The sequence below is a fragment of the Williamsia soli genome (genome assembly GCF_017377795.1).
Lineage (GTDB): Bacteria > Actinomycetota > Actinomycetes > Mycobacteriales > Mycobacteriaceae > Williamsia > Williamsia soli.
On sequence record NZ_JAFRDR010000001.1, the window covers coordinates 553736 to 579201 of the forward strand.

General features: G+C 66.1%; 22 protein-coding genes. 14 read left to right on the top strand and 8 right to left on the bottom strand.

What is annotated here, in order from left to right; genetic code table 11:
- Positions 1-143 precede the first annotated feature (143 nt).
- Genes J3S28_RS02410 through J3S28_RS02420 form a run of 3 tightly spaced genes read left to right on the top strand, consistent with a single transcriptional unit; the run spans position 144 to position 4050 of the window.
- On the top strand, positions 144-1985 hold the full coding sequence (locus J3S28_RS02410) for a dynamin family protein (RefSeq protein WP_207837122.1): 1842 nt from the start codon (positions 144-146) through the stop codon (positions 1983-1985).
- Positions 1982-3451: a dynamin family protein gene (locus J3S28_RS02415; protein WP_207837125.1), complete on the top strand. Its 1470-nt coding sequence runs from the start codon at positions 1982-1984 to the stop codon at positions 3449-3451. The genes J3S28_RS02410 and J3S28_RS02415 overlap by 4 nt, the downstream gene beginning before the upstream one ends.
- The gene (locus J3S28_RS02420) at positions 3448-4050 is read left to right on the top strand and encodes a hypothetical protein (protein WP_207837126.1); all 603 of its coding nucleotides are present in this window, start codon (positions 3448-3450) and stop codon (positions 4048-4050) included. Before J3S28_RS02415 ends, J3S28_RS02420 begins: the two co-directional genes overlap by 4 nt.
- Before the next feature lie 13 nt (positions 4051-4063).
- On the opposite strand, the gene J3S28_RS02425 is transcribed toward J3S28_RS02420, so the two are convergent.
- Entirely contained in the window at positions 4064-4624 is a 561-nt protein-coding gene (locus J3S28_RS02425) for a hypothetical protein (protein WP_207837129.1), read from the bottom strand.
- 352 nt (positions 4625-4976) lie between these two features.
- Here J3S28_RS02425 and dnaK point away from each other — a divergent pair, with 352 nt between their 5' ends.
- From dnaK to J3S28_RS02450, 5 genes are all read left to right on the top strand, one after another.
- A complete protein-coding gene (gene dnaK, locus J3S28_RS02430; protein ID WP_207837131.1) occupies positions 4977-6818 on the top strand; it encodes a molecular chaperone DnaK in 1842 nt (613 codons plus the stop codon).
- Positions 6815-7396, top strand: coding sequence for a nucleotide exchange factor GrpE (grpE, locus tag J3S28_RS02435; RefSeq protein WP_207837133.1), 582 nt, complete (start codon positions 6815-6817; stop codon positions 7394-7396). The genes dnaK and grpE overlap by 4 nt, the downstream gene beginning before the upstream one ends.
- Positions 7397-7492: 96 nt before the next feature.
- Positions 7493-8686, top strand: a complete 1194-nt coding sequence (dnaJ, locus tag J3S28_RS02440) for a molecular chaperone DnaJ (protein ID WP_084893205.1) — start codon at positions 7493-7495, stop codon at positions 8684-8686.
- Complete coding sequence (locus J3S28_RS02445) at positions 8683-9093, top strand: heat shock protein transcriptional repressor HspR (protein WP_207837139.1); 411 nt, start codon at positions 8683-8685, stop codon at positions 9091-9093. Before dnaJ ends, J3S28_RS02445 begins: the two co-directional genes overlap by 4 nt.
- A 30-nt stretch (positions 9094-9123) precedes the next feature.
- On the top strand, positions 9124-10308 hold the full coding sequence (locus tag J3S28_RS02450; protein ID WP_207837140.1) for a DUF7159 family protein: 1185 nt from the start codon (positions 9124-9126) through the stop codon (positions 10306-10308).
- 7 nt (positions 10309-10315) lie between these two features.
- Here J3S28_RS02450 and J3S28_RS02455 read toward each other — a convergent pair whose 3' ends face one another.
- A complete protein-coding gene (locus tag J3S28_RS02455; RefSeq protein ID WP_207837143.1) occupies positions 10316-11467 on the bottom strand; it encodes an FAD-binding oxidoreductase in 1152 nt (383 codons plus the stop codon).
- A gap of 123 nt (positions 11468-11590) precedes the next feature.
- Here J3S28_RS02455 and J3S28_RS02460 point away from each other — a divergent pair, with 123 nt between their 5' ends.
- Positions 11591-12847: an amidohydrolase family protein gene (locus J3S28_RS02460; protein WP_207837146.1), complete on the top strand. Its 1257-nt coding sequence runs from the start codon at positions 11591-11593 to the stop codon at positions 12845-12847.
- 20 nt (positions 12848-12867) lie between these two features.
- Here J3S28_RS02460 and J3S28_RS02465 read toward each other — a convergent pair whose 3' ends face one another.
- Positions 12868-14625, bottom strand: coding sequence for an NAD(P)/FAD-dependent oxidoreductase (locus J3S28_RS02465; protein WP_207837153.1), 1758 nt, complete (start codon positions 14623-14625; stop codon positions 12868-12870).
- A 123-nt stretch (positions 14626-14748) separates the two neighbouring features.
- Between J3S28_RS02465 and J3S28_RS02470 the strand changes: the two genes are divergently transcribed.
- On the top strand, positions 14749-16170 hold the full coding sequence (locus tag J3S28_RS02470; protein ID WP_207837156.1) for an LLM class flavin-dependent oxidoreductase: 1422 nt from the start codon (positions 14749-14751) through the stop codon (positions 16168-16170).
- Positions 16171-16273: 103 nt separating this feature from the next.
- Positions 16274-17032: an SDR family oxidoreductase gene (locus tag J3S28_RS02475; protein ID WP_207837159.1), complete on the top strand. Its 759-nt coding sequence runs from the start codon at positions 16274-16276 to the stop codon at positions 17030-17032.
- A 17-nt stretch (positions 17033-17049) separates the two neighbouring features.
- Here the strand turns inward: J3S28_RS02475 and J3S28_RS02480 are convergent, their stop codons facing one another.
- From J3S28_RS02480 to J3S28_RS02500, 5 genes are all read right to left on the bottom strand, one after another.
- On the bottom strand, positions 17050-18456 hold the full coding sequence (locus J3S28_RS02480; RefSeq protein WP_207837162.1) for a sulfatase family protein: 1407 nt from the start codon (positions 18454-18456) through the stop codon (positions 17050-17052).
- Between the two features lie 127 nt (positions 18457-18583).
- Positions 18584-20512, bottom strand: a complete 1929-nt coding sequence (cysC, locus tag J3S28_RS02485; RefSeq protein WP_207837165.1) for an adenylyl-sulfate kinase — start codon at positions 20510-20512, stop codon at positions 18584-18586.
- Complete coding sequence (cysD, locus tag J3S28_RS02490; RefSeq protein ID WP_207837168.1) at positions 20512-21444, bottom strand: sulfate adenylyltransferase subunit CysD; 933 nt, start codon at positions 21442-21444, stop codon at positions 20512-20514. The genes cysC and cysD overlap by 1 nt, the downstream gene beginning before the upstream one ends.
- Entirely contained in the window at positions 21441-22274 is an 834-nt protein-coding gene (stf0, locus tag J3S28_RS02495; protein ID WP_207837171.1) for a trehalose 2-sulfotransferase, read from the bottom strand. The genes cysD and stf0 overlap by 4 nt, the downstream gene beginning before the upstream one ends.
- Before the next feature lie 124 nt (positions 22275-22398).
- Positions 22399-22806, bottom strand: a complete 408-nt coding sequence (locus J3S28_RS02500) for a DUF7144 family membrane protein (RefSeq protein ID WP_207837172.1) — start codon at positions 22804-22806, stop codon at positions 22399-22401.
- A gap of 199 nt (positions 22807-23005) precedes the next feature.
- Here J3S28_RS02500 and J3S28_RS02505 point away from each other — a divergent pair, with 199 nt between their 5' ends.
- The 3 genes from J3S28_RS02505 to J3S28_RS02515 all read left to right on the top strand — a co-directional run bounded on the left by J3S28_RS02505 (position 23006) and on the right by J3S28_RS02515 (position 25432).
- Positions 23006-23389, top strand: a complete 384-nt coding sequence (locus J3S28_RS02505) for an SHOCT domain-containing protein (protein WP_084893191.1) — start codon at positions 23006-23008, stop codon at positions 23387-23389.
- A gap of 268 nt (positions 23390-23657) precedes the next feature.
- On the top strand, positions 23658-24731 hold the full coding sequence (locus tag J3S28_RS02510) for an NAD(P)H-binding protein (protein ID WP_207837173.1): 1074 nt from the start codon (positions 23658-23660) through the stop codon (positions 24729-24731).
- Positions 24728-25432 (top strand): CPBP family intramembrane glutamic endopeptidase, encoded by a 705-nt coding sequence (locus J3S28_RS02515; RefSeq protein ID WP_207837179.1) that lies wholly within the window; start codon positions 24728-24730, stop codon positions 25430-25432. The genes J3S28_RS02510 and J3S28_RS02515 overlap by 4 nt, the downstream gene beginning before the upstream one ends.
- Positions 25433-25466: the final 34 nt, after the last annotated feature.

A 25466-nucleotide genomic window follows, 5' to 3' on the forward strand; every position in this document is an offset into this window, starting at 1 on the left:
GTTGTCGAGAGACTTCCGCGCCATCGGTCCCGATCACGGTGCCTCATCGAGATACTGTGAGCGGGACCGATTGGCGTGTGCCCCGAACCCGGCGGGTGTGGCCACATCGGGTTGCTCTCGTTGACGAACAGGTCGGATGCCGGATGAAAAGCGAAGTGGCCACAGTGCCCGAGACCACGGGCGAGCTCGGGGAGCTTCTCGGTCGGATGGGTGAGATCGCGTCCCGGTCGGGTAGGCAGGATCTCGTGGCGCGTCTGGACGGCGCCCGGACCAGGGTCACCGACCCCCGGCTGCGCATCGTCGTCGTCGGACCACTCAAGCAAGGTAAGAGCCAGTTCGTGAACTCGCTGCTCGGCATCGACGTCTGTTCGGTGGGCGACGATGAGACGACGGCCGTCCCGACCTTGGCCGCGCATGCCGCCGAGGCGTCGGCGCAACTGGTGCTCGACCGCCCCGGCTCCGAGCCGGAGCGGGTGACGGTGCCGCTCGATCAGGTCAACGCGATCACCCCGGACCATCCGCTGGCGGGTGGGTCGACCGTGTTGCGGCTCGAGGTGAACGTGCCGAGTCCGCTGCTCGCGGACGGTCTCGTCCTCGTCGACACGCCCGGCGTCGGAGGGCATGGGAATCCGCATGCGGCAAGCACTCTCGGCCTCCTCCCCGCAGCAGATGCGGTTTTCGTCGTCTCGGACGCCAGTCAGGAGTTCACCGAGCCCGAGGTGGCGTTTCTCAAACAGGTTGTCGGTTTGTGCCCGACCGTGGCGTGCCTGATCACCAAGACCGACCTGTATCCACATTGGCGGGCCATCGTCGACGCCGATCAGGCGCACCTGCGCCGTGAAGGCGTCGACGTTCCGCTGCTGCCGGTGTCGTCGCTGCTGCGCTCACATGCCCTGCGGCTCAAGGACGATTCGCTCAACGCCGAGGCCGGGTTCGTCGAGGTCTACCAGTTCTTGCGCGATCGGGTGGTCGCCAGAGCGGCCGAGTCGACGAAAGCTTCCGTGGCACTCGATCTACGGTCTGTCTCCGAGCACCTCGCCCTGACGTTGGGTAGCGAGCTCGCGGCGTTGCGCGATCCGGAGAAGGCGGCCGCGGCGGTCGCCGAACTGCAGCGGGCCAAGGCGACGGCCGACGAGATGAAGAAGCGGACGGCCCTGTGGCAGCAGACGCTCTCCGACGGCATCACCGATCTCGCCGCCGATATCGACCACGACCTTCGCGACCGACTCCGGGCCGTCACCAGGGAAGCCGAGGAAGCCGTCGACCAAGGCGACCCCGGTAAGGACTGGGCGCAACTCGGTGAATGGCTCGAAGACCAGATAGCGGTGGTGGTCGGCGACAACTTCGTCTGGGCACACGATCGCGCGATCTGGCTCTCGGAACGGATCGCCGAGCACTTCGCCGACTCTGCCGAAGCGCATCTGCCCTCACTCGACATCACCGACATCGACGGCGTCTTCGACACCGTGACCGAACTGTCCGAACTCGAATCAGGGCGCGTCGGGATCACCCAGAAGGTGCTGATCGGGATGAGGGGCTCCTACGGTGGAGTCCTGATGTTCGGGCTCATCGGCACCTTCGCCGGCCTGGCCCTGATCAACCCGATCTCGGTCGGCGCCGGACTGTTGCTGGGTACCAAGGCATACAAGGACGACAAGGAAGCCCGGACGGTCGATCGGCGGCAGAAGGCCAAGGCCGCGATCCGCAAGTACACCGACGACGTCAGCTTCCAGGTGGGCAAGGAATCCAAGGATCGGCTGCGCCACGTCCACCGCGCGCTGCGCGATCACTTCACCGAGATCGCAGAGCAGTCCGCGCGATCGATCAGCGACTCGCTGCAGGCCGCGCAGGAAGGTGCGGCACTGGCCACGTCTGAGCAGCGACAGCGGACCGCGCAGCTCGAAGGAGAGATCAAAGCGGTTGCGGCGCTGCGGAAACTGGCCTTGCAACTCGACCCCGCGGTCTCGCAGGGAGAGCAGTCGTGACCCCGAGCACTCTCGATCGTGCCCGGGAATTGATCAATGCCACCGAATCGGTGTGCGCGGGTGATCGCTGGGCTGCCGAGCGGCTCGCCGAGTGTTCCCATCGGCTCGAGGAGCCCCTGCGGATCGCCATCGCGGGGTCGCTCAAGGCCGGGAAGTCGACGTTGCTCAACGCGATGGTCGGCCAGGACATCGCGCCGACGGACGCGACCGAGTGCACCCGCGTGGTGACCTGGTACCGGCGGGGGATCAATCCGAAGGTCACCGCCCACTACGACGGCGACCGGTCTGCGGGCATCCCGGTGTTGCGCCGCGACGGGCACCTCACCTTCGACTTCGGGGAGCTGACCGCCGAACGAGTGGACCGCCTCGACGTCGAATGGCCGGCCCGGGCCCTGCGGACGACCACGATCATCGACACCCCCGGCACTGCGTCGCTCTCGCGGGACGTCTCCGCTCTGACTGTCGACATGCTCACCCCGGACGACGCGGAGTCCGGGGCGGACGCGGTGGTCTACCTCCTGCGGACGCTGACCAACACGGACACCTCGTTCCTCGGCCGGCTCGGGGATTCGATCGGCGGGGACTCCGGACCTCTCGGGGTGATCGGGGTGGTGTCGCGGGCCGATGAGATCGGTGCCGGGCGGATGGACGCGATGATGTCCGCGAAGCAGGTGGCGGCGCGGTTCGCCACCGAGCTCGAGCGCACCGGTCTGTGCCAGGCGGTGGTACCGGTCGCCGGGCTGCTGGCCTTGGGTGCGCGAACGTTGCGCCAGGTGGAGTTCGTCGCCTTCGAGGCGCTCGCGGCCGTGCCGCCGGAAGACCTGCAACTCGCGATGTTGTCGGCAGACAGATTTGTACGGGCCGAGACGGCGCTGCCGGTGGAGCCGCAGCTGCGCGCCGAAATCCTCGATCGGTTCGGTATGTACGGGATACGGCTGGCCGTCACCCTGATCAGGCTGGGTACTTCCGATTCGCCCACGCTCGCAACGGAACTGGTCGATCGCAGTGGCCTGACCGAGCTGCGCCAGATCATCGACGTCCAGTTCGGGCAGCGGGCCGATCAGTTGAAATCGCACACAGCGCTGATCGCACTCGATCGGATTCTGTCCCACTACGATTCGGCGGACACCGCTGCGTTGCGACGCGCCACCGCACACCTGCTCGCCGACACCCACGGGTTCGCCGAACTCCGGTTGCTCGGCAGGCTGCGAGCTGAGGAAACCGCATTGCCGCCCGCCGAACGCGATGATCTGCAGCGGATCATCGGTGGACAGGGAACCCAGCCGTGGGCCCGGCTCGGGATCGCCCCCGACGATCCGCTCGACTTGCACCGCACCGCCGCAATGGACGAAGTTCGACGCTGGCGCACCAGGGCGGCGCATCCGTTGTTCGACCGGCAGACCTCGGTGGCCTGCACCGTCGCCGCTCGCAGTGCCGAAGGCATTCTCGCGGAACTCGGTACATGAGCAGGTTGCGCTTCGACGGCGACATCTCCGGCATCGGGACCACGAGCGGCACCCGGATCGTCATCGGTCATTGGCCGCGCTCGCACCTCGGTGAGTTCGCCGACGCGATGGTCGAGTTCGCGGACGGCGAGCGGCTGTTGATCGCGCCGAGCGAGGATGTTCGCGAATTCGTCACGGCCACCTACACCTTCGACCGGACCGTCATCGCTGAGGTGACCTACCGCTCCGAGGGAACCTGGACCCATGTGGTGGCAGGGGAGTTGAAGGTGGCCTTCGAGGTCGGATCCCCCACTCTGCTCGGCCGACTGCTGTCGATCATGCCGAGAGCGGTGGTCACCGCGCCGTGGTTCTGTGCGATCAGCGATCCCATCGCCCGCGTCTTCCTCCGCGGGGTCCGGACCCGGGGAACAGCCGGTGGTGGCAGGCGTGAGTATTACGGCGCCCGCGGTCAGCGGCGCATCACAAGGGCGACGGTGACGTGGCAGGGGAAGGATCTCGGCGTCCTGACACCGGTGGATCCGCCCGTCCGGTTCGGGTTCGGCTCCACCCCGAAGGCCCCGTCGACGACCCTGATCACGACGACGATCGATCAGGAATAAGCCGGTCCCTGGATCAGCGTCGCGGCGGTGCGGCTTTGAGCCACGTGCCGACGCCGGGCGCATAGAGCAACGCGGTCCCGATGAGCGCGGCGCCGGCCGTCACCAGGGGAAGAATCGAGATCACCGGTCCGACGGCGTCCCTGGCAGGCTCGGCCACCAGCCAGAACTGGATGCCGACGGCCACCGCCAGCGCACCCACCACCGTGAGCATCGTGCGACCCGAACTGATTCGGTCGCGGACCCGGATGATCCCGACCACCGCGACGGCGAGGATCACCAGCGCTGCGGCGCCGTTGCCGACCATGATGATGGTGACGGTGTCGTCGATGTCGCTGCGCTTGGTCGCGGGGTGGTCGGCGGCGAGTGAGTCGCTGATCGCGGCGCGGACGGCGACGTGATTGAACGCCTGCCAGATGGCGGCGATCGCCAGAGCCGCGAGCGCGACCAGCCACACGATCACCGCGGTGTCGACGACGCGGGGTCGCTCATCGGCGACGGGCTCACGCAGTGGGACGATCCGGATCTCCGGCCGGCCCGGACGCGGGGGCGGGGGTGGCCGTCCGGGTTCGGTCATAGCGCGATGTTACGCCGGGGAGCCCCCGGCACCCCCGATGATGTGCTGTTTTGGCGATGCCGACCTGGGCTTCCGTTCGCCAGAAGGGCCCATTTCCGGGGGTGGGGGAGCGTCCAATCTCGACTTGAGTGGACTGCACTCAAGTTTTTTGAGGAATCGGGAACACTTTGCGACCGGGGCCCGTTACACCTCTCGAGAGACCTGAGCGGCCAAGACTCAAGCCGGTTTGACGGAAGGTACCGTCGGTCGGTAGAAGTTGAGTCGATCGCGCTGAGGTCTCAGACAGAAACCACAAACGTGAACACACCGTGCCCCCGCCCGTAGCGGCGGCACTGCTTATAGGAGGCAACAAATGGCTCGTGCTGTTGGAATCGACCTGGGCACCACCAACTCGGTGGTCGCAGTGCTCGAAGGTGGAGAACCCACCGTCATCGCCAACGCCGAGGGCGCCCGCACCACCCCGTCGGTGGTTGCTTTCGCCCGCAACGGCGAGGTTCTGGTCGGACAGCCGGCCAAGAACCAGGCAGTCACCAACGTCGATCGCACCATCCGTTCCGTCAAGCGCCACATGGGCGAAGAGTGGAACCAGTCGATCGACGACAAGAACTACACCCCGCAGGAGATCAGCGCTCGTACGCTGATGAAGCTCAAGCGGGACGCGGAGAGCTACCTCGGTGACGAGGTCGTGGACGCGGTCATCACCGTGCCGGCCTACTTCAACGACGCCCAGCGTCAGGCGACCAAGGAAGCCGGTCAGATCGCCGGCCTCAACGTGCTCCGCATCGTCAACGAGCCGACCGCTGCCGCACTGGCATACGGCCTGGACAAAGGCGAGAAGGAACAGACCATCCTGGTCTTCGACCTCGGCGGCGGCACGTTCGACGTGTCCCTGCTCGAGATCGGCGACGGCGTCGTCGAGGTCCGCGCGACCTCCGGCGACAACCACCTCGGTGGCGACGACTGGGATCAGCGCGTGGTCGACTGGCTCGTCGAGAAGTTCAAGGCTCAGAACGGCATCGATCTGACCAAGGACAAGATGGCTCTGCAGCGTCTGCGTGAGGCTGCCGAGAAGGCGAAGATCGAATTGTCCTCGGGACAGAGCACCTCGATCAACCTGCCGTACATCACGGTCGACGCGGACAAGAACCCGCTCTTCCTCGATGAGCAGCTCACCCGCAGTGAGTTCCAGAAGATCACCAACGATCTGCTCGAGCGCACTCGCGCCCCGTTCCAGGCCGTGGTCAAGGACGCCGGCATCTCCGTCGGTGACATCGACCATGTCGTGCTGGTCGGTGGCTCGACCCGCATGCCCGCAGTGAGCGAACTGGTCAAGGAACTGACCGGTGGACAGGACCCCAACAAGGGTGTGAACCCGGACGAGGTCGTGGCCGTCGGTGCCGCCCTGCAGGCCGGTGTTCTCCGTGGCGAGGTCAAGGACGTTCTGCTCCTCGACGTCACCCCGCTGTCCCTCGGCATCGAGACCAAGGGCGGCGTGATGCACAAGCTGATCGAGCGCAACACCACGATCCCGACCAAGCGGTCCGAGACCTACACGACGGCAGAGGACAACCAGCCGTCGGTGCAGATCCAGGTCTATCAGGGCGAGCGTGAGATCGCTTCGCACAACAAGCTGCTCGGATCGTTCGAGCTGGCCGGGATCGCTCCCGCACCGCAGGGCGTCCCGCAGATCGAGGTGACCTTCGACATCGATGCCAACGGCATCGTGCACGTCACCGCGAAGGACAAGGGCACCGGCAAGGAGAACACCATCCGGATCCAGGACGGCTCGGGCCTGTCGAAGGACGAGATCGACCGCATGATCAAGGATGCCGAAGCACACGCCGACGAAGATCGTCAGCGTCGTGAAGAGGCCGAGACCCGCAACCAGGCGGAGTCGCTGGTGAACCAGACCGAGAAGTTCCTCAAGGACTCCGACGACAAGGTTCCCGCCGAACTCAAGACCAAGGTCGAGGGTTCCATCGAAGGTGTTCGCGAAGCGCTCAAGGGCACCGATCTCGGTGCGGTGAAGTCGGCGGTCGAGAAGTTGACCACCGAGTCGCAGGAGCTCGGCCAGGCGATCTACGCCAACGCCGGTGCTGAAGAGGGCGCAGCGACGCCCGGTGGAGCCGACGACGTCGTCGACGCAGAGGTCGTCGACGAAGGTGCAGACGACAACGCCGAGGACAAGAAGTGACCGGTCCGGGATCCGAACCGGTCACGGAGACAGACACGGAAGCTGCGGACGTACCGGAAACGGAAGACGTCTTCGCACAGCCGGATTCGGAAGACACCGTGGACGCTGCCCTCGACGAGGCCGTATCGGACGCGTCCGGTTCGGATCGGGAGACCGAGCTGATCGCGGACCTGCAACGAGTGCACGCCGAGTACGCCAACTACCGGCGTCGCGCCGAGCGGGACAAGGTCTCGGCACAGCAGTACGGCAAGGGCGATCTGATCAGGTCGCTGTTGCCGGTGCTGGACGACCTCGACCGGGCCCGCGCGCATGGTGACCTGGAAGCGGGCCCGTTGCGTGCGGTGGCCGATAAGATCACGGAAACCCTCAGCAGCGCGGGCCTTGCGTCCTTCGGAGCCGAGGGAGACCCGTTCGACCCGGCACTCCACGAAGCCGTGCAGCACGAAGGTGAGGGATCGCGTCCGGTGATCGGGACCGTGTACCGACAGGGTTTCCGACTCGGTGACCGCGTCCTACGCACCGCCATGGTGGTCGTCGTGGACGGACCGGACACCCCGGCCGCGGCCACCCAGGAATGAGCTCCTCGGCCCAGGCGCACCGCGCCTGGGCCGGGATCTCTCCACCCACGAACACATATATGGACGAGAATGACAAAGAGAAGGAGGTGACGCCTGGTGGCTCCACAACGTGAATGGCTCGAACAGGACTTCTACAAAGCGCTGGGCGTTGCACCCGATGCGTCCGCCGACGAGATCAAGAAGGCCTACCGCAAGCTGGCGCGGGAACTACATCCCGATGCCAACCCCAACGACCCCGCCGCCGAAGAGCGCTTCAAGCTGGTTTCCGAGGCGCATAGCGTGCTGGCCGATCCGGCGAAACGCAAAGAGTACGACGACACCCGGCGCATGTTCGCAGGCGCCCGGGGCCGCGGAGGCGGCGCAGGCTTCCCAGGTGGTTACGGCACCACCGCAGGCGGCCAGGAATTCAACATCAACGACCTGTTCGGCGACAGTGCCACCGCCGGCGGCGCCGGCGCGGGCGGTAACTTCAGTGACCTCTTCGGCGGTCTGTTCAACCGGGGATCGGCTCCTCGGGGCAACACCACCACCCGCAACAGGCGCGGAAATGACCTCGAGACCGAAACGACGCTGAGCTTCAAAGAGGCCGCGCTGGGGACCTCGAAGACAATCACCGTCACCAGTTCCGCGCCCTGCACCAACTGCCACGGCAGCGGTGCCAAACCCGGTACCAGCCCGCGGGTCTGCCCGACCTGCAACGGCGCCGGCGTGGTCAGCCGGAACCAGGGCGCGTTCGGTTTCAGCGAACCGTGCTCGGATTGCCGTGGCACGGGCTCGAAGATCGACGATCCGTGCCCGGTTTGTGACGGCGACGGCGCCACCGTGCGCACCCGCCCGATCACGGTCCGGATCCCACCGGGCGTCTCTGACGGCGGCCGGATCCGGCTCGCAGGTCAGGGTGAGGCCGGGCTACGCGGAGCACCCTCCGGCGATCTCTATGTGGTCGTGCACGTCTCACCCGACCGCACGTTCACGCGCAGCGGCGACGACGTCAAGGTCACGCTGCCGGTGAGCTTCGCCGAACTCGTTCTGGGCACCACGGTGTCCGTGCCGACCCTGGACGGGTCTGTCGGGTTGAAGATCCCGGCGAACACCGTCGACGGCCGCACCCTGCGGGTACGCGGACGCGGTGTCGCCAAACGGGCCGGCGGAGCGGGCGACCTGCTCGTCACGGTGAAGGTGGCTGTGCCATCGAAGCTCGACGACGCCGCAGTCGAGGCGCTCAGCAAGTACGCAGCCGCAGAGAAAGCGAGCGGCTTCGACCCACGAGCGAATTGGGGCAAGTCATGACCTCACCGCGCGATGGCCGGGAATCGGCCGAGCAGACGGCCAGGATGTTCGTGATCTCGGTCGCCGCGGAACTCGCCGGGATGCATGCACAGACGCTGCGGACCTACGACCGGCTCGGTCTGGTCACCCCGCAGCGTGCGGCAGGAGGAGGCCGCCGCTACTCCTCGCGCGACGTCGAATTGTTGCGCGAGGTGCAGCGGCTCTCTCAGGACGAAGGCGTGAACCTCGCGGGGATCAAGCGGGTGATCGAGCTGACGAATCAGGTGGACGCACTGCAGAGCCGGGTTCGTGAACTCGAGGCAGAACTCGCCAACTCCCGCGGCGGACGGCCGGGCGACCTCGTGCCGATGCCCCGTACCAGCGCTCTCGTGGTGTGGAAGCCCCGCCGCGATCGTCCGAATCGGTAACGAGCGACCAGTGCCGGGCGATACGCGGGTATGAGTCAGGTACTCGGGATCTCCGTCACAGACGTGGAGATCGCTTCGGTCGTGGCCGAATCCGGTACCGGTGACATTCTCGCCCGCAACTTCGTCGAGCTGCCCGGCACCGGTCCGGACGTGGCTTTCGATGCCATTTACCAGCTGATCGAGTCGGCTCCCATCGAGCCCGCGGCGATCACCATCGCGTGCTCGGACAGCGGTATGCAGCTTGCCATCGCCGACATCATCGCGGCCGGGGTGGTACCGGATTTCCTGGCGCCGCCCGACCCGACGGAGCCCACGCCCGCGCGAAAGCCGAGCTGGTTTCCGCGGACAACCGTGGTCGGCACTCCGGTCGCCTTCGCCGAGATCGCTGCCGGGCCGTACGGCTCCCCGCAGTTCGAGTCGCGCGGCGTGGTCGCGGTGGCGGCGCTCGACACCAGCGGCGCGCTCTTCCCCGGACAGTCCGTGGCACTCGTCGACACCGCCACTCGGACTGTCGTCGGGGCCAGCGCCGTGTCTCCCCTGGGTGACCGTCTGGCGGTGACCGAACCGGATGGTGCGCAAACGCTCGCCGACGCCATCGGCGTGATCGGAAACCCCACCGGCGGGTTGTTCGGTCTGCTCGTGATCGGACCCGGGGCTCAGATACCCGGTGTCGCACCATCTTTGGAGTACGCACTACAACTGCCGGTCCAGATCGCCGAGGATCCTCAGTACACCTCGGCACACGGTGCCGCGCTGGTCGCGGCTGCCGCAGCAGGGGGCAGCCGCGACAACAGTCGTTGGGTGCTGCTCTCCGCGGCCGCCGGCGCTGCTCTCCTGCTCGCGATCGGTGTGATCGTCGCAGTGGTGATGACCGGCGGTAACAGCACCCCCGAGACGGCGGTGGACGAGAATCCGGTGTCCGGGATATCTGCGAGTTCGAGCACCAGCACCGCGGTGTCCACGTCGACGGGCCAATCGCGCATCTCCTCGCCGACAGTGGCGCCCCCGACGACGACCACCACGACCACTGTCGCGCCGCCACCACCTCCGCCGCCGACCAGGACGATCACCCAGGTGCCGCCGCCGGTGACGGTCACCCAGGCGCCGCCGCCGGTCACGACGACCACGCCACCGACGACCACCACCTCTTCAACCACAACATCGCCGGTTACGCCGACAACTACTGATGCGACGACCACGACTACGACGAGCTGAGTCTCGCTCAGACCGGGTCGTGCTGCATCTTGCTCGCCGGAAGTCCTGCGATCAGCAGTCGCCGTCGCGTGTTCGCGATCATCTCCGGAGACCCGGCGAGTAATACCTGATGCTGCGTCCAGTCCCTGCCGTATCCGAGTACGGCGTCGGCGAGTTGCCCCTGTACTCGCTCCAGCGTGATGCGGCCGGATTCGTCACTGGCAGTGCTCCACCACGGATCGGTGTCGTCTTCGACCACGGTCGTGACCGTCAGCCACGGATTGGTGGCGACCATGCGCCACAGCCGGGACAGGTCGTAGAGATCCGCCGGGTATCGCGCTCCGTAGAACAGGTGGACAGCCGGCGCGTCGGCGCGGAACGAGAGTTCGATGAGCAGCGCCCGCAGCGGCGCCAGCCCGGTGCCACCGGCGATCATCAGGACGTCACGGTCGGTGTCGACGGTGAGGGTGCCGTGGCTCTGTGCCAGCTGCCAGACGTCGCCGACCTGGGTCTCGGTGACGATCGAGTTGCTGATGGAACCACCGGGGACCGCGCGTACATGGAACTCGAGCTCGCCGTCGGGATTCGGCGGGATCGACGGAGAGAAGTGTCGCCAGATCCGCGGCCACTGCGGAATCTGAACCTCGAGGTACTGGCCTGCTGCAAATGTCAGTGGCTGCGCCGCTTTCAGTCGCACCACGGCCAAATCTCGCGACAGTCGGTACTTTTCGGCCACAACGGCCTGCCAGGTCGCAGGTCCGGGCGCGGAGTGGGCGGCACCGCGCATGACGCCGGTGGTGAGCATGAAGGCCTGCGACACGACATTCGCGAAGTCTTCGTCCCAGCGGTCGCCCATCGTCACCGCGATCTCACGCATCAGAGCGGCGAAGAACTGGTGATAGTTCTCTTCGGTGACGCCGTACTTGCGGTGGTCCCGTCCGAGTTGCCCGAGGAACTCGAGGAGTCGTGGGTGGTTGTCCCGGTCGGGGACGGTTTCCAGCACGTACTCGATGACCCGGAACAGCATCGCCCGCTGGTGGCCCATGTTTGCCGGGAAGAGCTCACGCAACTCCGGATTCGTCGCGAAGAGCCGTAGGTAGAAGTTCGAGGTGAACCGATCAGGATCTGCGTTCAGCACATCACGCACCTGCAAGAGCGCGTGACGTGTATGCGTTCCCACTTCGAGCCCGACCTTCCCCTGTGCGGCCTCGTGCGGCCGGCGCGTTCGCTCTCCCGGACAGTTTATTGCCCAAGGCCTGTATATACGCCCAGGCGACAGTGGATGGCTGGGTACAGTTGTCAGATGGCAGAGGAGCGTGCCAAGCACCAGGTGCGCCGGGGCGCACACGCCGGGTCGGGTGAGGATGGGTCCGGTGTACTGGCACGTGGTTTGCAGACGGACGAGAAGACCATGGGGGCGGGGGAGAAGCAGCGAGTGGGGGAGTCGCTATTGCCGGTGTCCACGGGAGCACTGGCGGGGGTGATCTCCGGGATCGTCGACACGCACGTGCATCAGTGGGATCCGCTGCGCTCTCCGCGGGAGGCGTCCAAGCGGACGCGGCTCTACCGCGCGGCCCCGGTGTTCGGCAGAGCAATATTCCGGTATGCGGTGACACAGAAGGATCGCGAACTCGTCCTGGATCCGAAGTTCGTGACCAGGCCGTATCTGCCGAAGCACTATCAGCACGACGCCGCGGCGGTGCTGCTGACCGCCGGCGTTCCGGTCGAATCCGTTGTCCACATGCAGGCGGATTGGCGGACGGAAGAACCCATGGCGGCGGCGGCCGAGACCAGGTGGGTCGCAGGCCTGCCGTTCGGTGTGAACGGGACGCCGGAGTTGGGCGCCATCGTTGCGCGCGGTGATCCCCGGAGCCCGTTCTTCGCGCAGTTGTTGGACGTGCACCTCGACATCTCCGACCGCGTCACCGGCATCCGTGCCATGGCTGCCCATCATCCGGACCCGAAGGTGCGCAGTTGGGCCGAGGCTGAAGGACTGCTCGCGGACCCCGACTTCCTCCGCGGCTTCGCCGCGCTGGCCGAGCGAGATCTGGTGTTCGATGCCTGGGTGTACTCGCACCAGTTACGCGACGTCCGGACGTTGGCGCGCGAGTACCCCGAGACCACGATCGTGCTCAATCACTTCGGCACACCGGTCGGTCTGTTCGGGCCGATGGGGCAGAGCACCGGTCACACGGCCGCCCAGCGTCATGAGCTGATGCGCGCCTGGCGTGAGGACATCTCGGCAGTTGCCCAGTGCCAGAACGTGGTCGTGAAACTGTCCGGCCTGGCCTTCCCGCTCCTCGGCTACGGACACCAGCGTTCCGGCAACATCGGCACCCAGCAGACCCTGACCAGCATGACCGGTCCACTCCTCGAACACGTGGTGTCGGTGTTCGGCCCGGACCGCATGATGTTCGGATCGAACTTTCCCGCCGACAAACCGAATGCCACGATGGCCACCATCGTCGGCACGGAGCTCGACGTGCTCGAACCATATGGAGACGAATTGCTGCGAAAGGTCTTTCGCGACAACGCCCGCAGGGTCTACCGGATCGACTGACCGCCGGTGCGCCGCGATTGCTAGTGCCTGGGCGTCAGATTCGCCAGCCGCACCCGCTGTAGATGCTCGTGCACCAAGGGCACCGCCGAGGCGCCCTCACCGCTCGCCGATGCGACTCGCTTCATCGATCCGCTCCGCACGTCGCCGACCGCGAAGATCCCCGGCACGGTCGTCTCCAGGAACGCCGGTGGAACGCCGTCCTGCCAGTACTGCTTCGGCATCGAGCGGCCGGTGACCAGGAAGCCGTGCTCGTCGCGCTTGATCGAGCGAGGTATCCAGTCACACGTCGGGGCGGCACCCAGCAGCAGGAACAGTCCTGACGCATCGACCCGCTCGGATATCCCGGTCGTGTTGTTGCACAGTTCGAGCCATTCGAGGTGGCCTTCGCCGCCGCCGTCCACCACTTCGGTGTGGCCCTTCACCGTGATGCACGGGCTCGCCTCGATCTCTCGGATGAGGTAGTCCGACATGGTCTCGGTCAGCGACTCTCGCCGGATCGCGATCGTCACCGACTTGGCGAACCGCGACAGGTGCATCGCGGCCTGCCCGGCGGAGTTTCCGCCGCCGACCACCACGACATCGCGTCCGGTCATCTCGCGGGCAGCGCTGGTGGCGGCCCCGTAATAAACGCCCGACCCGACGAGGTCCTCGCATCCGCGGACGCCGAAACGGCGGTAGGCGACGCCGGTGGCGATGACGATGGCGCGGGCGCAGATACGGGCGTCGCCGACCCGGACGTGGTGGTGGTCGTACTCGTCGTTGATCTCGATCTCGGTGACGCCCTCACCGGAGAAGAACTGTGCCCCGAAGCGGCTGGCCTGGATCCGGGCGCGCTGGGCGAGGCGCATGCCGGAGATGCCGCGGGGGAATCCCAGGTAGTTGCGAATCATCGAGCTGGTGCCCGCCTGTCCACCGATGGCACCCTGCTCGATGACGGTGGTGGTGAGTCCTTCGGAGGCACCGTAGACGGCCGCGGCCAACCCGGCAGGCCCGGCCCCGATCACCAGGAGATCGGCGACCGTGCCCTCGGGGATCTTGTCGGGGGTGCCGTAGATGGTGGCCGCGACCTCGCCGACCGTCGGACGGGACAGCGGTGGTTTGCCGAGCCGGCTCAGCACCGGCAATTCCGAGTCGCCTTCGACAGACGCCAGGATGTCGCGCCCCACTACGGAATCCGGGTGATGGATCTCCACCGGCATGCCCATCCGGTCGAGGAAATCGCGGATCGCCGAGAGCTCAGGTGATGGCCCGTCGGCAACGATCTGCAGGTACGCGACCTCGGGGGCGGCCACCGACCAACCCCAGTCCGACAGGTACTCGACGATCGCGGTATGGAACTCCTCGTCGCGTTGTCCGCGCGGGATGCCGAGGTAGGTGTCGTAGCGACCCTCTGCGACGCCGGTGCGCAGCTCGTCGAAGGAATCGCCGAACCGGATCGCAGGTATCAGTGCCACGCGCCGCGCCGAGGGGACGACGAACCGCAGCTTCTGGAGCAGGGCGTCGCCGTGCCAGTCACCGAGATCACCGAGTTCGATGAGGAACAGGGCGATCGGCACCTTCTTGGCGAGCAGGCTCTTGGTCAGTTCGAGGCATTCGCCGCCGGTCGCGGCGAACTTGATGGTGTAGTCGCGGCCGTAGCGGCTGCGGATCTCGTCGATGACGGTGTTGCGGGCGCCCTCGGTCGCCGAGAGGATGATCGCCGGGGTCAGACGCTCGTTTGCATCCGCGACATAGAGGGCGGCGTCCGCCTGGAGATCGAAGGAAGAGTCAGAAGTCACCCGTCAAATCTAATGGCCCGTTCGGGTCAGCGTGAGCGCAAGTGTTTCCGGCACCGCCCGGCCGCCGGAAGATCGGTCGGGTCCGGGGTATCCGTCGTCCTTCCCGGCGAGAGGTTGGCATCGATGTCGCGCACCATCCGGTTCAACGCGTTCGACATGAACTGCGTCGCTCACCAGTCCCCGGGGTTGTGGCGCCACCCGGAGGACCGGTCGTGGGACTACAACACCCTCGACTACTGGGTCGACCTCGCCAAGGCGCTGGAGGTCGGTGGGTTCGACGGTCTGTTCATCGCTGACGTCCTCGGCACCTACGACGTCTTCGCGGGCACGGACGAGGCCGCGATCCGGCAGGGCGCGCAGATCCCCGTGGCGGATCCGCTGCTGCTGGTGTCGGCGATGGCCCACGCCACCGAACACCTCGGCTTCGGGATCACCGCAGGCACCGGGTTCGAGCATCCCTACCCGTTCGCCCGCCGGCTCTCGACCCTCGATCATCTGACCCGCGGTCGCATCGGTTGGAACATCGTGACCGGTTATCTGCCGGCCGCAGCCCGGAACATGGGTGAGGTGGATCAGCTCGAGCACGATGCCCGCTACGACCACGCCGACGAGTACCTGACCGTCCTCTACAAACTCTGGGAGGGTTCGTGGGAGCGCGACGCCGTGCGCCGCGACAAGGATCATGGAGTCTTCGCCGACCCGGCCAAGGTCCACCACATCGGTCATCGAGGCGAGCACTTCAGCGTGCCGGGTATCCACCTGTCCGAGCCGTCGCCGCAGGGTTCGCCCGTGATCTACCAGGCCGGGGCGTCGCCGCGCGGGGTGAAGTTCGCGGCCGAGAATGCCGAGGCGATCTTCGTCGGAGCGCCCACGAAAGACATTCTGCGCAAGCTGGTCACGAATATCCGTGAGCAGTTGGTACGCGCGGGGCGCGGCGCCTACGACGCCCGCATCTACACGTTGCTCACGATCATCACGGCCGAGACCGACGAGGCTGCCCGCACCAAGGCGGAGGAGTACCAGCGCTACGCGAGCGCCGAGGGCGCGCTTGTGTTCATGTCGGGATGGATGGGCATCGACCTGTCGCGCTACGACCTCGATGAACCGATCGGCAACGTCGAGAGCAACGCCATCCAGTCGGCCGTCGCCGCGTTCCAGCAGGCCTCCGACACCGGCAAGGAGTGGACGATCCGCGACATCGCGGCGTGGGGCGGCATCGGTGGGATGGGACCAGTCCTCGTGGGATCTGGTGACAGTGTCGCCGAACAACTGCTGGAGTGGGCCGAGGAGACCGACGTCGACGGTTTCAACCTCGCCTACGCCGTGACTCCCGGAACGTTCACCGATGTCATCGAGCATGTGGTGCCCGCCCTCGAGGCGCGTGGCGCCTACGACCGCGAGTATGTGCCCGGCACGCTTCGGCACAAACTCTTCGGCCAGGGCGATCTACTGCCCGATCACCATCGAGGTGCGAGTTTCCGGGTGGGCGGGGCGAACTCGACCGTCGATGATTCCCTGAGGCACGGGGCCGGGGTGCAGGCCTGAGAAAAATCCGAGAACCACCGGCAGACGATCATGGCGATGACAGATGATCGGACGGAGGCAACCGCCGCATTCTTGGATTACGAGCACCGGAGTATCGACGACGATGACGCTTGATCTGTTCGACGTGAGTGGTAAGACCGCCCTGGTCACCGGCGGTACCAGCGGTATCGGGGCGATGATCGCCCACGGGCTTCTCGAACGCGGTGCCCGCGTGGTCATCGCCGGCCGCAAACCCGACGCACTGGAAGAGGCACGCGCTGCGGGTCTGACCGCGCTGCAGGCGAACCTCTCCACGCCCGAAGGCTGTCGTGAACTGGCAGAACAGGTCGCGGCAGAGGTGGACGGTCTGGACATCCTCGTGAACAACGCAGGCGCGACCTGGGGTGCGCCGCTGGACGAGTTCCCCGACGCGGCCTGGGACCGAGTGCTCAAGCTCAACGTGCAGGCACCGTTCACCTTGACCCAAGCGCTACTCCCACAGCTGAGTCGTGCTGCGACGGCAGAGAATCCGTCGCGGGTGATCAACATCGGCAGCATCGACGGGATCCGGGTGCCCCGTACGGCGTCTTATTCCTATTCGTCGAGCAAGGCGGCCATCCACCAACTGACCCGGCACCTCGCCCGCGACCTCGGCCCTCGCAACGTCACCGTCAATGCCATCGCACCGGGACCGTTCGAGTCCAAGATGATGGCCCCGATCCTGGCCGAGCTGCGGGACGAGGTGGAAGCAGCATCACCGCTCGGCCGCATCGGCAGGCCCGACGACGTGGTCGGCGCCGTGGTGTATTTGTCCAGTCGAGCAGGTAGCTACCTCACCGGTGCGGTGATCCCGGTCGACGGGGGCATAGCCACCACCCTTTGACCGGGCGGGCGTGATCGTCACCCGGTGGCGCGGGTCTCCGCGGTCTTGAGCTGACGATCGCGACCCTTGGGCGAGCGGGGCACGGCTTCCTTGTCGCCGAGGGTGGCCTTGTACCGATGCATGAACTCGGCGGCGATGGCACTGCCCTCGGCGTCACTGGTCACCGTGTCTCCCAGCTTCTCCTGCCATTCGTGTAGCCGGTTCTCGAGCTCGTTCTGCACCTCGGCGTACGCGGGGTCACCGGCGAGGTTGTTCACCTCACCCGGATCCGAGCGCAGGTCGTAGAGTTCTTTGGCACTGCGTGGACCCAGGTGTGAGCCACCGAGCGCCCGGCCCGAAGGACTGTCAGCGATGTCGAGAGGTAGCTCCAGGGCGCTCCGGGACGCGAAGTTCTCGATGAAGCTGTAGTCGACCGTACGAATCGCGCGGATCGGGTCGTAGCTGTCGTGATAGTTCTTCTGCGTGAAGACCGCATCGCGGACCACGGTCTCCCGGTCGGCGCCGGAGAGGACGCCGGCATGGGAGACACCCTCGACCTCGTCTGGGACGTCGACCCCGAGGAGGTCGAGCAACGTCGGGACGAGGTCGACGCCGCTGAAGAGTCCTTCGTAGCGCACCGGTGCGATCGACCGCGAGCGTGGCGGGCGCACTATGAATGAGATGCCCGTGCCACGGTCGTACAACGTCGATTTCGCGCCGGGGAAGGCCTCGCCGTGATCGGTGAAGAAGACCACCCAGGTGTTCTCTGCGAACCCGGACGCGTCGAGCGCTTCGAGGAGGCGCCCGGTCGCGATGTCGGCGACCTCGATGCTGCCGTGGAACGCCGCGAGGTCGCCGCGGACCTCTGCGGTGTCGGGTAGGTAGTCGGGGACGTCGAAGCCGTTGGGGTCGGGCACGGGGTAGCGGTCGGGTGAGTACGGCCGATGCACCTCGAAGAAACCCGTGTTCAGCAAGAACGGCGTGTGGTCGCCCGAGTCGCGGGTTTGCGCTGTGGCCTTGAGCCATTCCTCCGCGCGGTCCACTACGTAGTCGCAGTCGGAATCGGTGACGTCGTAGTCGTCGTACCCGAGCCGTCCGGGCACCGCGGATTCGTGCTGCATGCCGAAGAGTGCACTTGTCCAGCCGTTGGCGCCCAGGATCTGAGGCAGCGTTCGGACACCTTCGCGGTACTCCCAACCGTGATGCGCGAGCCCGACGACACCGTTGCTGTGTGGATAGCGGCCGGTCAGCAACGAGCCGCGAGACGGTGAGCAGAGCGGTGCGGTCGCATGCGCCGCGGTGAGGAGGACACCCTCCGCCGCGAGTCGCTCGAGATTGGGGCAGTGGGCCCCGGACGCCCCGTAAAGCTCCAGATGGCGGCCCAGATCGTGCCAATGGACCAAGAGAACGTTCTCTTTACCTGCGGAGGCTTCATCGCCTGTCATACACGTCAACCCTTCGGCCGTGAACCCGGCCTCCTGCACGCTGCCGCTGCTTGGCCGCGTTTCTCCTCGAGGCTATCTCTCGTATGTTTCGTGGTCGATTTGCGATCGCGATGATCGAAAGTAGCTTTCACGCACGGGTGGTCGGTGCCCTGGTTTCCAACACCGCCAAGATCTGCGTCACCAGTGCGTCGAGATCTGCACCGGTGGTGTCCACCACGAGGTCGGGATTCTCGGGCACCTCGTAGGGCGCATCGATGCCGGTGAGGCCCTTGAGTTCGCCCGCGCGGGCCCGCTTGTAGAGGCCCTTCGGGTCGCGGCGTTCGCATTCGGCGAGTGGGGTCGCGACGTGGATCTCGATGAAGGGCAGTCCGGCCGCGTCGTTGAGTGTTCGCGCGATCTCGCGGTCTGATTCCAGCGGTGACACCAGAGACGCGATCGCGACCACACCCGCGTCGGCGAACAGCCGGGTCAGGTGCCCCACACGGCGGATGTTCTCGGCGCGATCTCCAGGGGAGAAGCCCAGATCGTCGGACAGTCCGTGGCGGACGTTGTCGCCGTCGAGCAGGTAGGCAACTCTGCCGGATTCGACGAGCGCGCGTTCGAGGCCGACCGCGAGGGTGGACTTGCCAGAGGCGGGCAGGCCGGTGAGCCACACCGTCGCACCGCGCTGCCCGACAGTTGTCCAGCGATGGCCACGATCGAGCGACGACGGATGCCACTTGACGTCGTTACGCGTGCGCTCACCTGGCTTGACCTCTCGGGCCTCCAAGATCGTGCCGGCACCCACGGTGTCGTTCGAGTTCTCGTCGATCAGGATGAACGCGCCTGCGTCCTGGTTCCCGGCGTATCGGTCGGCGACCACCACCGAGCTGGTGCGCAGGGTGACGGTCCCGATGTCGTTCAGCGACAACTCGATCGGGTTCTGGTCGATCTCCAGGGTCTCGGGATCGAGCCGGCTGTGCAGCTCCTGGACCGTGGCGCGGACCGTGCGGGTGGTGTGCTTGAGTGCCAACCGGTCCCCCGCGCGCAGTGGACTGTCCGCGAACCAGCAGAGATTGACCACGAGTTCCCTTGCGAGGACCGGCAGTTCGGTGGCGTCGGCGGACACGAGCACATCCCCGCGGCCGACATCGATGTCGTCGGCGAGTTCGACGGACACCGACAGCGGTGCCACCGCGATGTCGCGGGTGTCGTCGAGGGTGTCCAGGGCGGTCACCGTGCTCTGCGTGCCCGCGGGCAGGACAGCGACGCGATCACCGACGGACAGTGTTCCGGCAGACAGTCGTCCGGTGTACCGCCGACGCTCCTCTGCGCTCGGACGCGAAACCCATTGGATGGGCAGACGCAGCTCGTCGACAGCGGCGTGCGGAGCCTTGAGGTCGATGTCCTCGAGGTGACCGAGCAGGGTCGGGCCGTCATACCACGGCGTCCGCGTCGAACGGTGCACGACGTTGTCGCCGTCGCGGGCTGCCACCGGGACCACGGTGAGGTCGGATACCCCGAGTCGGTGTGCCAGAGCGTGCAATTCGGATTCGAGCTCCCGGAAGCGCGCCTCGTCGTAGTCGACGAGATCGATCTTGTTCACCGCGGCGACGAGGTGCGGAACCCCGAGCAGGGAGGCGATTCGAGCATGCCTGCGGGTCTGGCGCAACACTCCGGCTCGCGCGTCCACGAGCAGGACGGCGACGTGGGCGTTGGATGCGCCGGTGAACATGTTGCGGGTGTAGCGCTCATGGCCCGGGGTGTCGGCGAGGATGTAGTTGCGCGACGGGGTGGAGAAGAAACGATAGGCGACATCGATCGTGATGCCCTGTTCCCGCTCGGCCCGCAAACCATCGGACAGTGCTGCGAGATCGACGCCGCCACCGACGTCGGTCACCGACTCGAGATGGTCGAGCGGCAGGCTGTCGGTGTCCAGGAGGAGCCGCCCGATCAGGGTGCTCTTGCCGTCGTCGACAGATCCGGCGGTGGCCAGCCGCAGTAGCTGGCGCGGGGGATGGTCGGTGAGATCTGCTGTGATCTCGGGTGTTTCACTCAGCTCGGTTGTCTCGCTCATCAGAAGTATCCCTCACGTTTGCGGTCTTCCATGGCTGCCTCGGAGGTACGGTCATCGGCCCGGGTCTCGCCGCGCTCGGACACCACCGCCGCGGAGATCTCGTCGATGACCTGACTGATCTCGGTCGCGGTGGATCGGACGGCACCGGTGATGGTGAGATCACCGACGGTGCGGTACCGGACCCACTCGGTCTTCGCTGCCTCGTGCTCGGCGGGCTGGGTGAACTCGGATGTCGCCAACAGGATCCCGTCGCGTTCGAACACCTCACGCTCGTGTGCGAAGTAGATCGACGGCAGGTCGAGTTCCTCGAGTTCGATGTATCGCCAGATGTCGAGTTCGGTCCAGTTGCTCAGGGGGAACACCCGCACCTGCTCACCGCGGCGGATGCGGCCGTTGTACAGCGACCACGGCTCGGGTCGCTGGGCTCGCGGATCCCACTGGCCGAACTCGTCGCGAAAGCTCAGGACCCGTTCCTTGGCGCGGGCGCGTTCTTCGTCGCGGCGGGCGCCGCCGAAGGCCGCATCGAAACGTCCGGCGTCGAGCGCGTCGAGAAGTGTTCTGGTCTGCAAGCGATTCCGGGAACCGCTGGACCCGCCGATCTCAGTACTCCGACCGCTGTCGATCGCTTCTTGCACCGATCCGACGATCAACCTGTGGCCGCCTTCGGCGAGCCTGCGGTCTCGGAACTCGATGACCTCTGGGAAGTTGTGGCCGGTGTCGACGTGGAGGATGGGGAACGGTACGGGACTCGGCCGAAAGGCTTTCTCCGCCAGTCGGAGCAAGACGATGGAGTCCTTGCCGGCCGAAAACAACAGGACGGGTCTCTCGAGTTCGGCGACCACCTCGCGGATGATGTGCACGGATTCGGCTTCGAGTGCGCGTAGTTCCTCGACCCTGCTGATGTGGGCGGGAAGAGTCTCGGTTGTGCTCACAGCGGCAGACCTCTCGTTGCGGCGTCGTGGCGATAGCGCTCCGCCCACTCGTTCGAGCGGGCGTCGCCCTGCTTTTCCAGATCAGGCGGCGGGGCCGCGGCCGGGTCCAGACCGAGAGCCTCCAGAATGGTTGCCACCACCTTGGTGGTGTCGGCGGTCAGCTCCTCGTAGCCGACCTCGAACGGGGTGATGTCGTTGTCGGCGAACCATGCCCGCCATCCGGCCTCTTGATTCCGCAATTCGGTCACCAGATGGGCGATCCCGTCGGCGTTGTACTGCGCGAGCGCATCGCGCTCTGGGTCGGCCTTGCCCCGCCACACCCGCGTTTGTACCGCACGCCAAAAGGACACGGCCTGATCGACGACGTTCTCCCGGGAGACCTTGATCAGCAGCACATCGCCGAGTACGTCGTCGATGGCCGAACGCAGGTCGGACCCGGAACGCTCGGGTAGTCCGGCAGCCCAGCCGACGAGCAGCGGGGTCTGGTTCCACATGAGTTTGCCGCCCCAGACACCGTTGTCGCTGCGTCCGGCCTGCAATATCCGCTCCCGCCACTCCTGTGAGGTCTCCACGGCGGGGGTGCCCGGATCCAAGGGATCAAGGAGCGCGAGCACCTCCGGATCGGTCACCTCCGCGAACCATTCGCGTGGCTGGGGAGCGGCACTCGTGGTCGGCAGGTACTGGAAGAACTCCTCCGGGTTACCGGCGATACCGGTGGCGCGGAGAGACTCGACGAGGAGCGTGCTGCCGCTGCGCTGAGACGCCAGCACGAGGTACGAGCCCCCCGGACCACTTTCGTGAGGGGTCGAGTTGTCGGGACGGGATGCCATGAACGTGACCTTAGCGGCCCCGAAAAGTCCGCGAACTCGATGAATCGGCCTGATCCAGATTATTGACCGACCGGCGATCCTGGGCTAGGAATCAGGTGTCCGGTCGGTCGTCGCGGTCCGCAGATCAGTCGTTCTGCCAGGTCGCCACGGCCCAGATCACGATGAGATCCAGCGCGATGATGACGATGGACCACAGCGGGTACTGGGGCAGCCAGAGGAAATTGATGACGATCGAGATGCCGGCCAGCACGATTGCGGTGGCCCGTGCCCACACGGCTCCGGTCATCAACCCTGCGGCGATCAGTACGCCGAGGATGCCCAGGATCAGATGAATCCAGCCCCACGCGGTCAAGTCGAACTCGTAGGTGTATTTCGGACCGACCACGAACAGGTCATCGTTCGCGATTGCGGCAATTCCTTGGAAAATCGCCAGAAACGAGCCGACGAGCAGAAGAATCGCGGCGGCGAAAGTCGTACCCCCGGCAATGCCTTGCTTGACCGGATGCCGCTCGATGTCAGATGAAGTACTCACAGCTGGGCCTTTCTCGATGAGACATTGTTTGCATCGAGTGTCAGTGGGGGAGTCGGTTATGTCCTCACCCGTCTCGGATGAACCCTCCTCGCCTGCTGTGATTCATCCGGGAAGGGTGAAGAAAAACCATCCTCACGTGCGATGATCGACGTCGTCACCGATGTACGGGGGCAGCTTCGAAGCAAGGAGTGGTCAGAAAATGTGGGATTCTTTCTGGGATTTCATCTGGTACACGCTGGTGATCTTCGCGTTCATCGCGTATTTGATGATTCTTTTCAATGTGCTCGCGGATCTCTTCCGTGATCACAAGACCTCGGGTTTCGTCAAGGCGGTCTGGATCATCTTCCTGATCCTGGTGCCCTACATCACGGTGTTCGTCTACTTGATCGCGCGTGGGCGCGGAATGGCGGAGCGGGCGCAGGCCTCGCAGGAAGCGGCCCGCCAGCAGGCCGACGCCTACATCAAGCAGGCTGCCGGAACGACGTCGCCGTCGGATCAGATCCACTCGGCGAAGGCGCTGCTCGACAACGGCACCATCACGCAGGAAGAGTTCGACAAGCTCAAGGCCAAAGCGTTGGCCTAGTCGCCGATCGCCGATCGCACGACACCTCGGGCGTCGACCGCACCGTTCGCCGGTGCGGTCGACGTTTGTCGTGTGTGCCGACCCGCTGACTGCGCGGTCACCCTCCGTAGTGATCGGCGCCACGATTGTTCCCTCACGCCGCGGGGTAATTCCCTGTGGTCCGCTCACGAACGTCATGCGCGTGTGCTCTTGCGGTCACCGTGAACACCAGGCGCTGCGAGTTCGCCGGTGGTGACCGACCGAGGTACGCATAGAACCAGGTGGTGACATGCACGTACTTGTTCTCGGGGCCACCGGCTACATCGGCTCCCGACTGATTCCTGCTCTCCTCGATGCAGGCCACGAGGTGGTGGCCGCATCCCGTAACGTCGCGTCGCTCGAGCGCTTCGGCTGGGCCGACGACGTCAAGACGATCGAGTTCAATGCTTCCGATCCCGAGTCGGTCCGGGCCGGTTTCGCCGCAGCGGGGGATGTTGACGTCGTCTACTACCTCGTCCATGGCATCGGTGAGAAGAACTTTCGCGACATCGATCGCCGCGCCGCCGAGAATGTCGCCGCCGGCGCTCGCGGTCGCAACGTCGGCCGCATCGTCTACCTCGGCGGATTCGTGCCGGATGACGCGGAACTGTCCGAACACCTCGAAAGCCGCGCCGAGGTCGGCAAGGCTCTCGGCCTCGATGGCGGAGCTGATCTCGTGTGGCTGAAGGCTGCCGTCGTGATCGGCGCCGGGTCGACATCGTTCGAGATGGTCCGGTACATCTCGGACCGCCTCGCCGTGATCCCGCTGCCCACCTGGGTGGACAACCCGATGGACCCGATCTCAGTCCGCGATGCCATCTACTACCTGGCCGCTGCGGCAACCGACCAGGTCCCACCGGGCAGCTACGACATCACCAGCGCGGACACCGCGTCGTACAGTGCACTCCTGTTCGCCTACCTGCGCGCGATCAAGGCACCCCGCGTCGGTGTCGTGATGCCGTCGGTGGACGTCCGCCTCGCCGGGTTCGTCGGTGGTTTGCTCGTACCGGTACCCACCGGGCTGGCGTCCGATCTGGTGCGGTCGCTGGACTACCCGATGAGCGCGTCCGAGCATACGATTCGTGACCATGTACCCGATCCCCCGGGAGGACTGTTGACCGTCCGGCAAGCCGTGGAGCTCTCGGTGGCCAGCGGTCTTCCCCGACCGGTGGACGAACTCCCCGATATCCACCATCTCGCGGACACCGATCCCTCGTGGGCGGGCGGCGATCTGATGCGCGTCAAGCGCGAGGTGCGCGATCGGACCGTCCAGGCGGTCGGTGCGGTGACGGGGTTGATCAACGCGGTGCGGGGGGCGACGTGATCACTGTTCCCGAGAAATTCCAATTCCTGCTGGACACCGTCGTCGACGATTCGGATGAACCGGTCGAGTCCAGGGCCTCGGTCCTGCGTCGACGGATCGTCGTGGCGGTGGTGCTGGTCGCCGGCAGTGTGACGCTGGGGTTGTCGCTGTCCATCGAACCCGGAGAGTCCTCGTTCTACCCGATGACCTTTGCGCTCGCCGCAATATGGCTGGTGGGCGCCTTCGCGTCGGGTCCGTTACGCATCGGGTGCTTCCCGCCGCCGCGTGGGGGGCATCTGCAGGCGGCCGGGATCGGCATCGCAGTCGGTGCGGCACTGGGTGCGGTCTTCGTGGTGGGCGGTCTGATCACCAGGGAGATCCCGCCGCTACGGGACCTGATCGCCGACGTGCTCGACCACGCCGACACCGGCGGGCTGGCGTTGGTGCTGGCGACGGCAATCGTCAACGGCGTCGCCGAAGAGCTGTTCTTCCGCGGCGCGGTCTACTCGGCCTTCAAAGGCCATGCACCAGTGATCTTCTCGACCCTGATCTACGTGATCGCGACGCTGGCCAGCGGCAACGCGATGCTGGGATTTTCGGCCATCTTGCTCGGCGTGGTGTGCGCGCTCGAACGCCGGGCCACTGCCGGAGTGCTCGCTCCGGCATTCACCCATATCGCGTGGACCATTGTCATGGTCCTCGTGCTCCCGCTGCTCTTCTAGGGAACCGCAGCGCAAACAAACTTGGAGGTAGAAC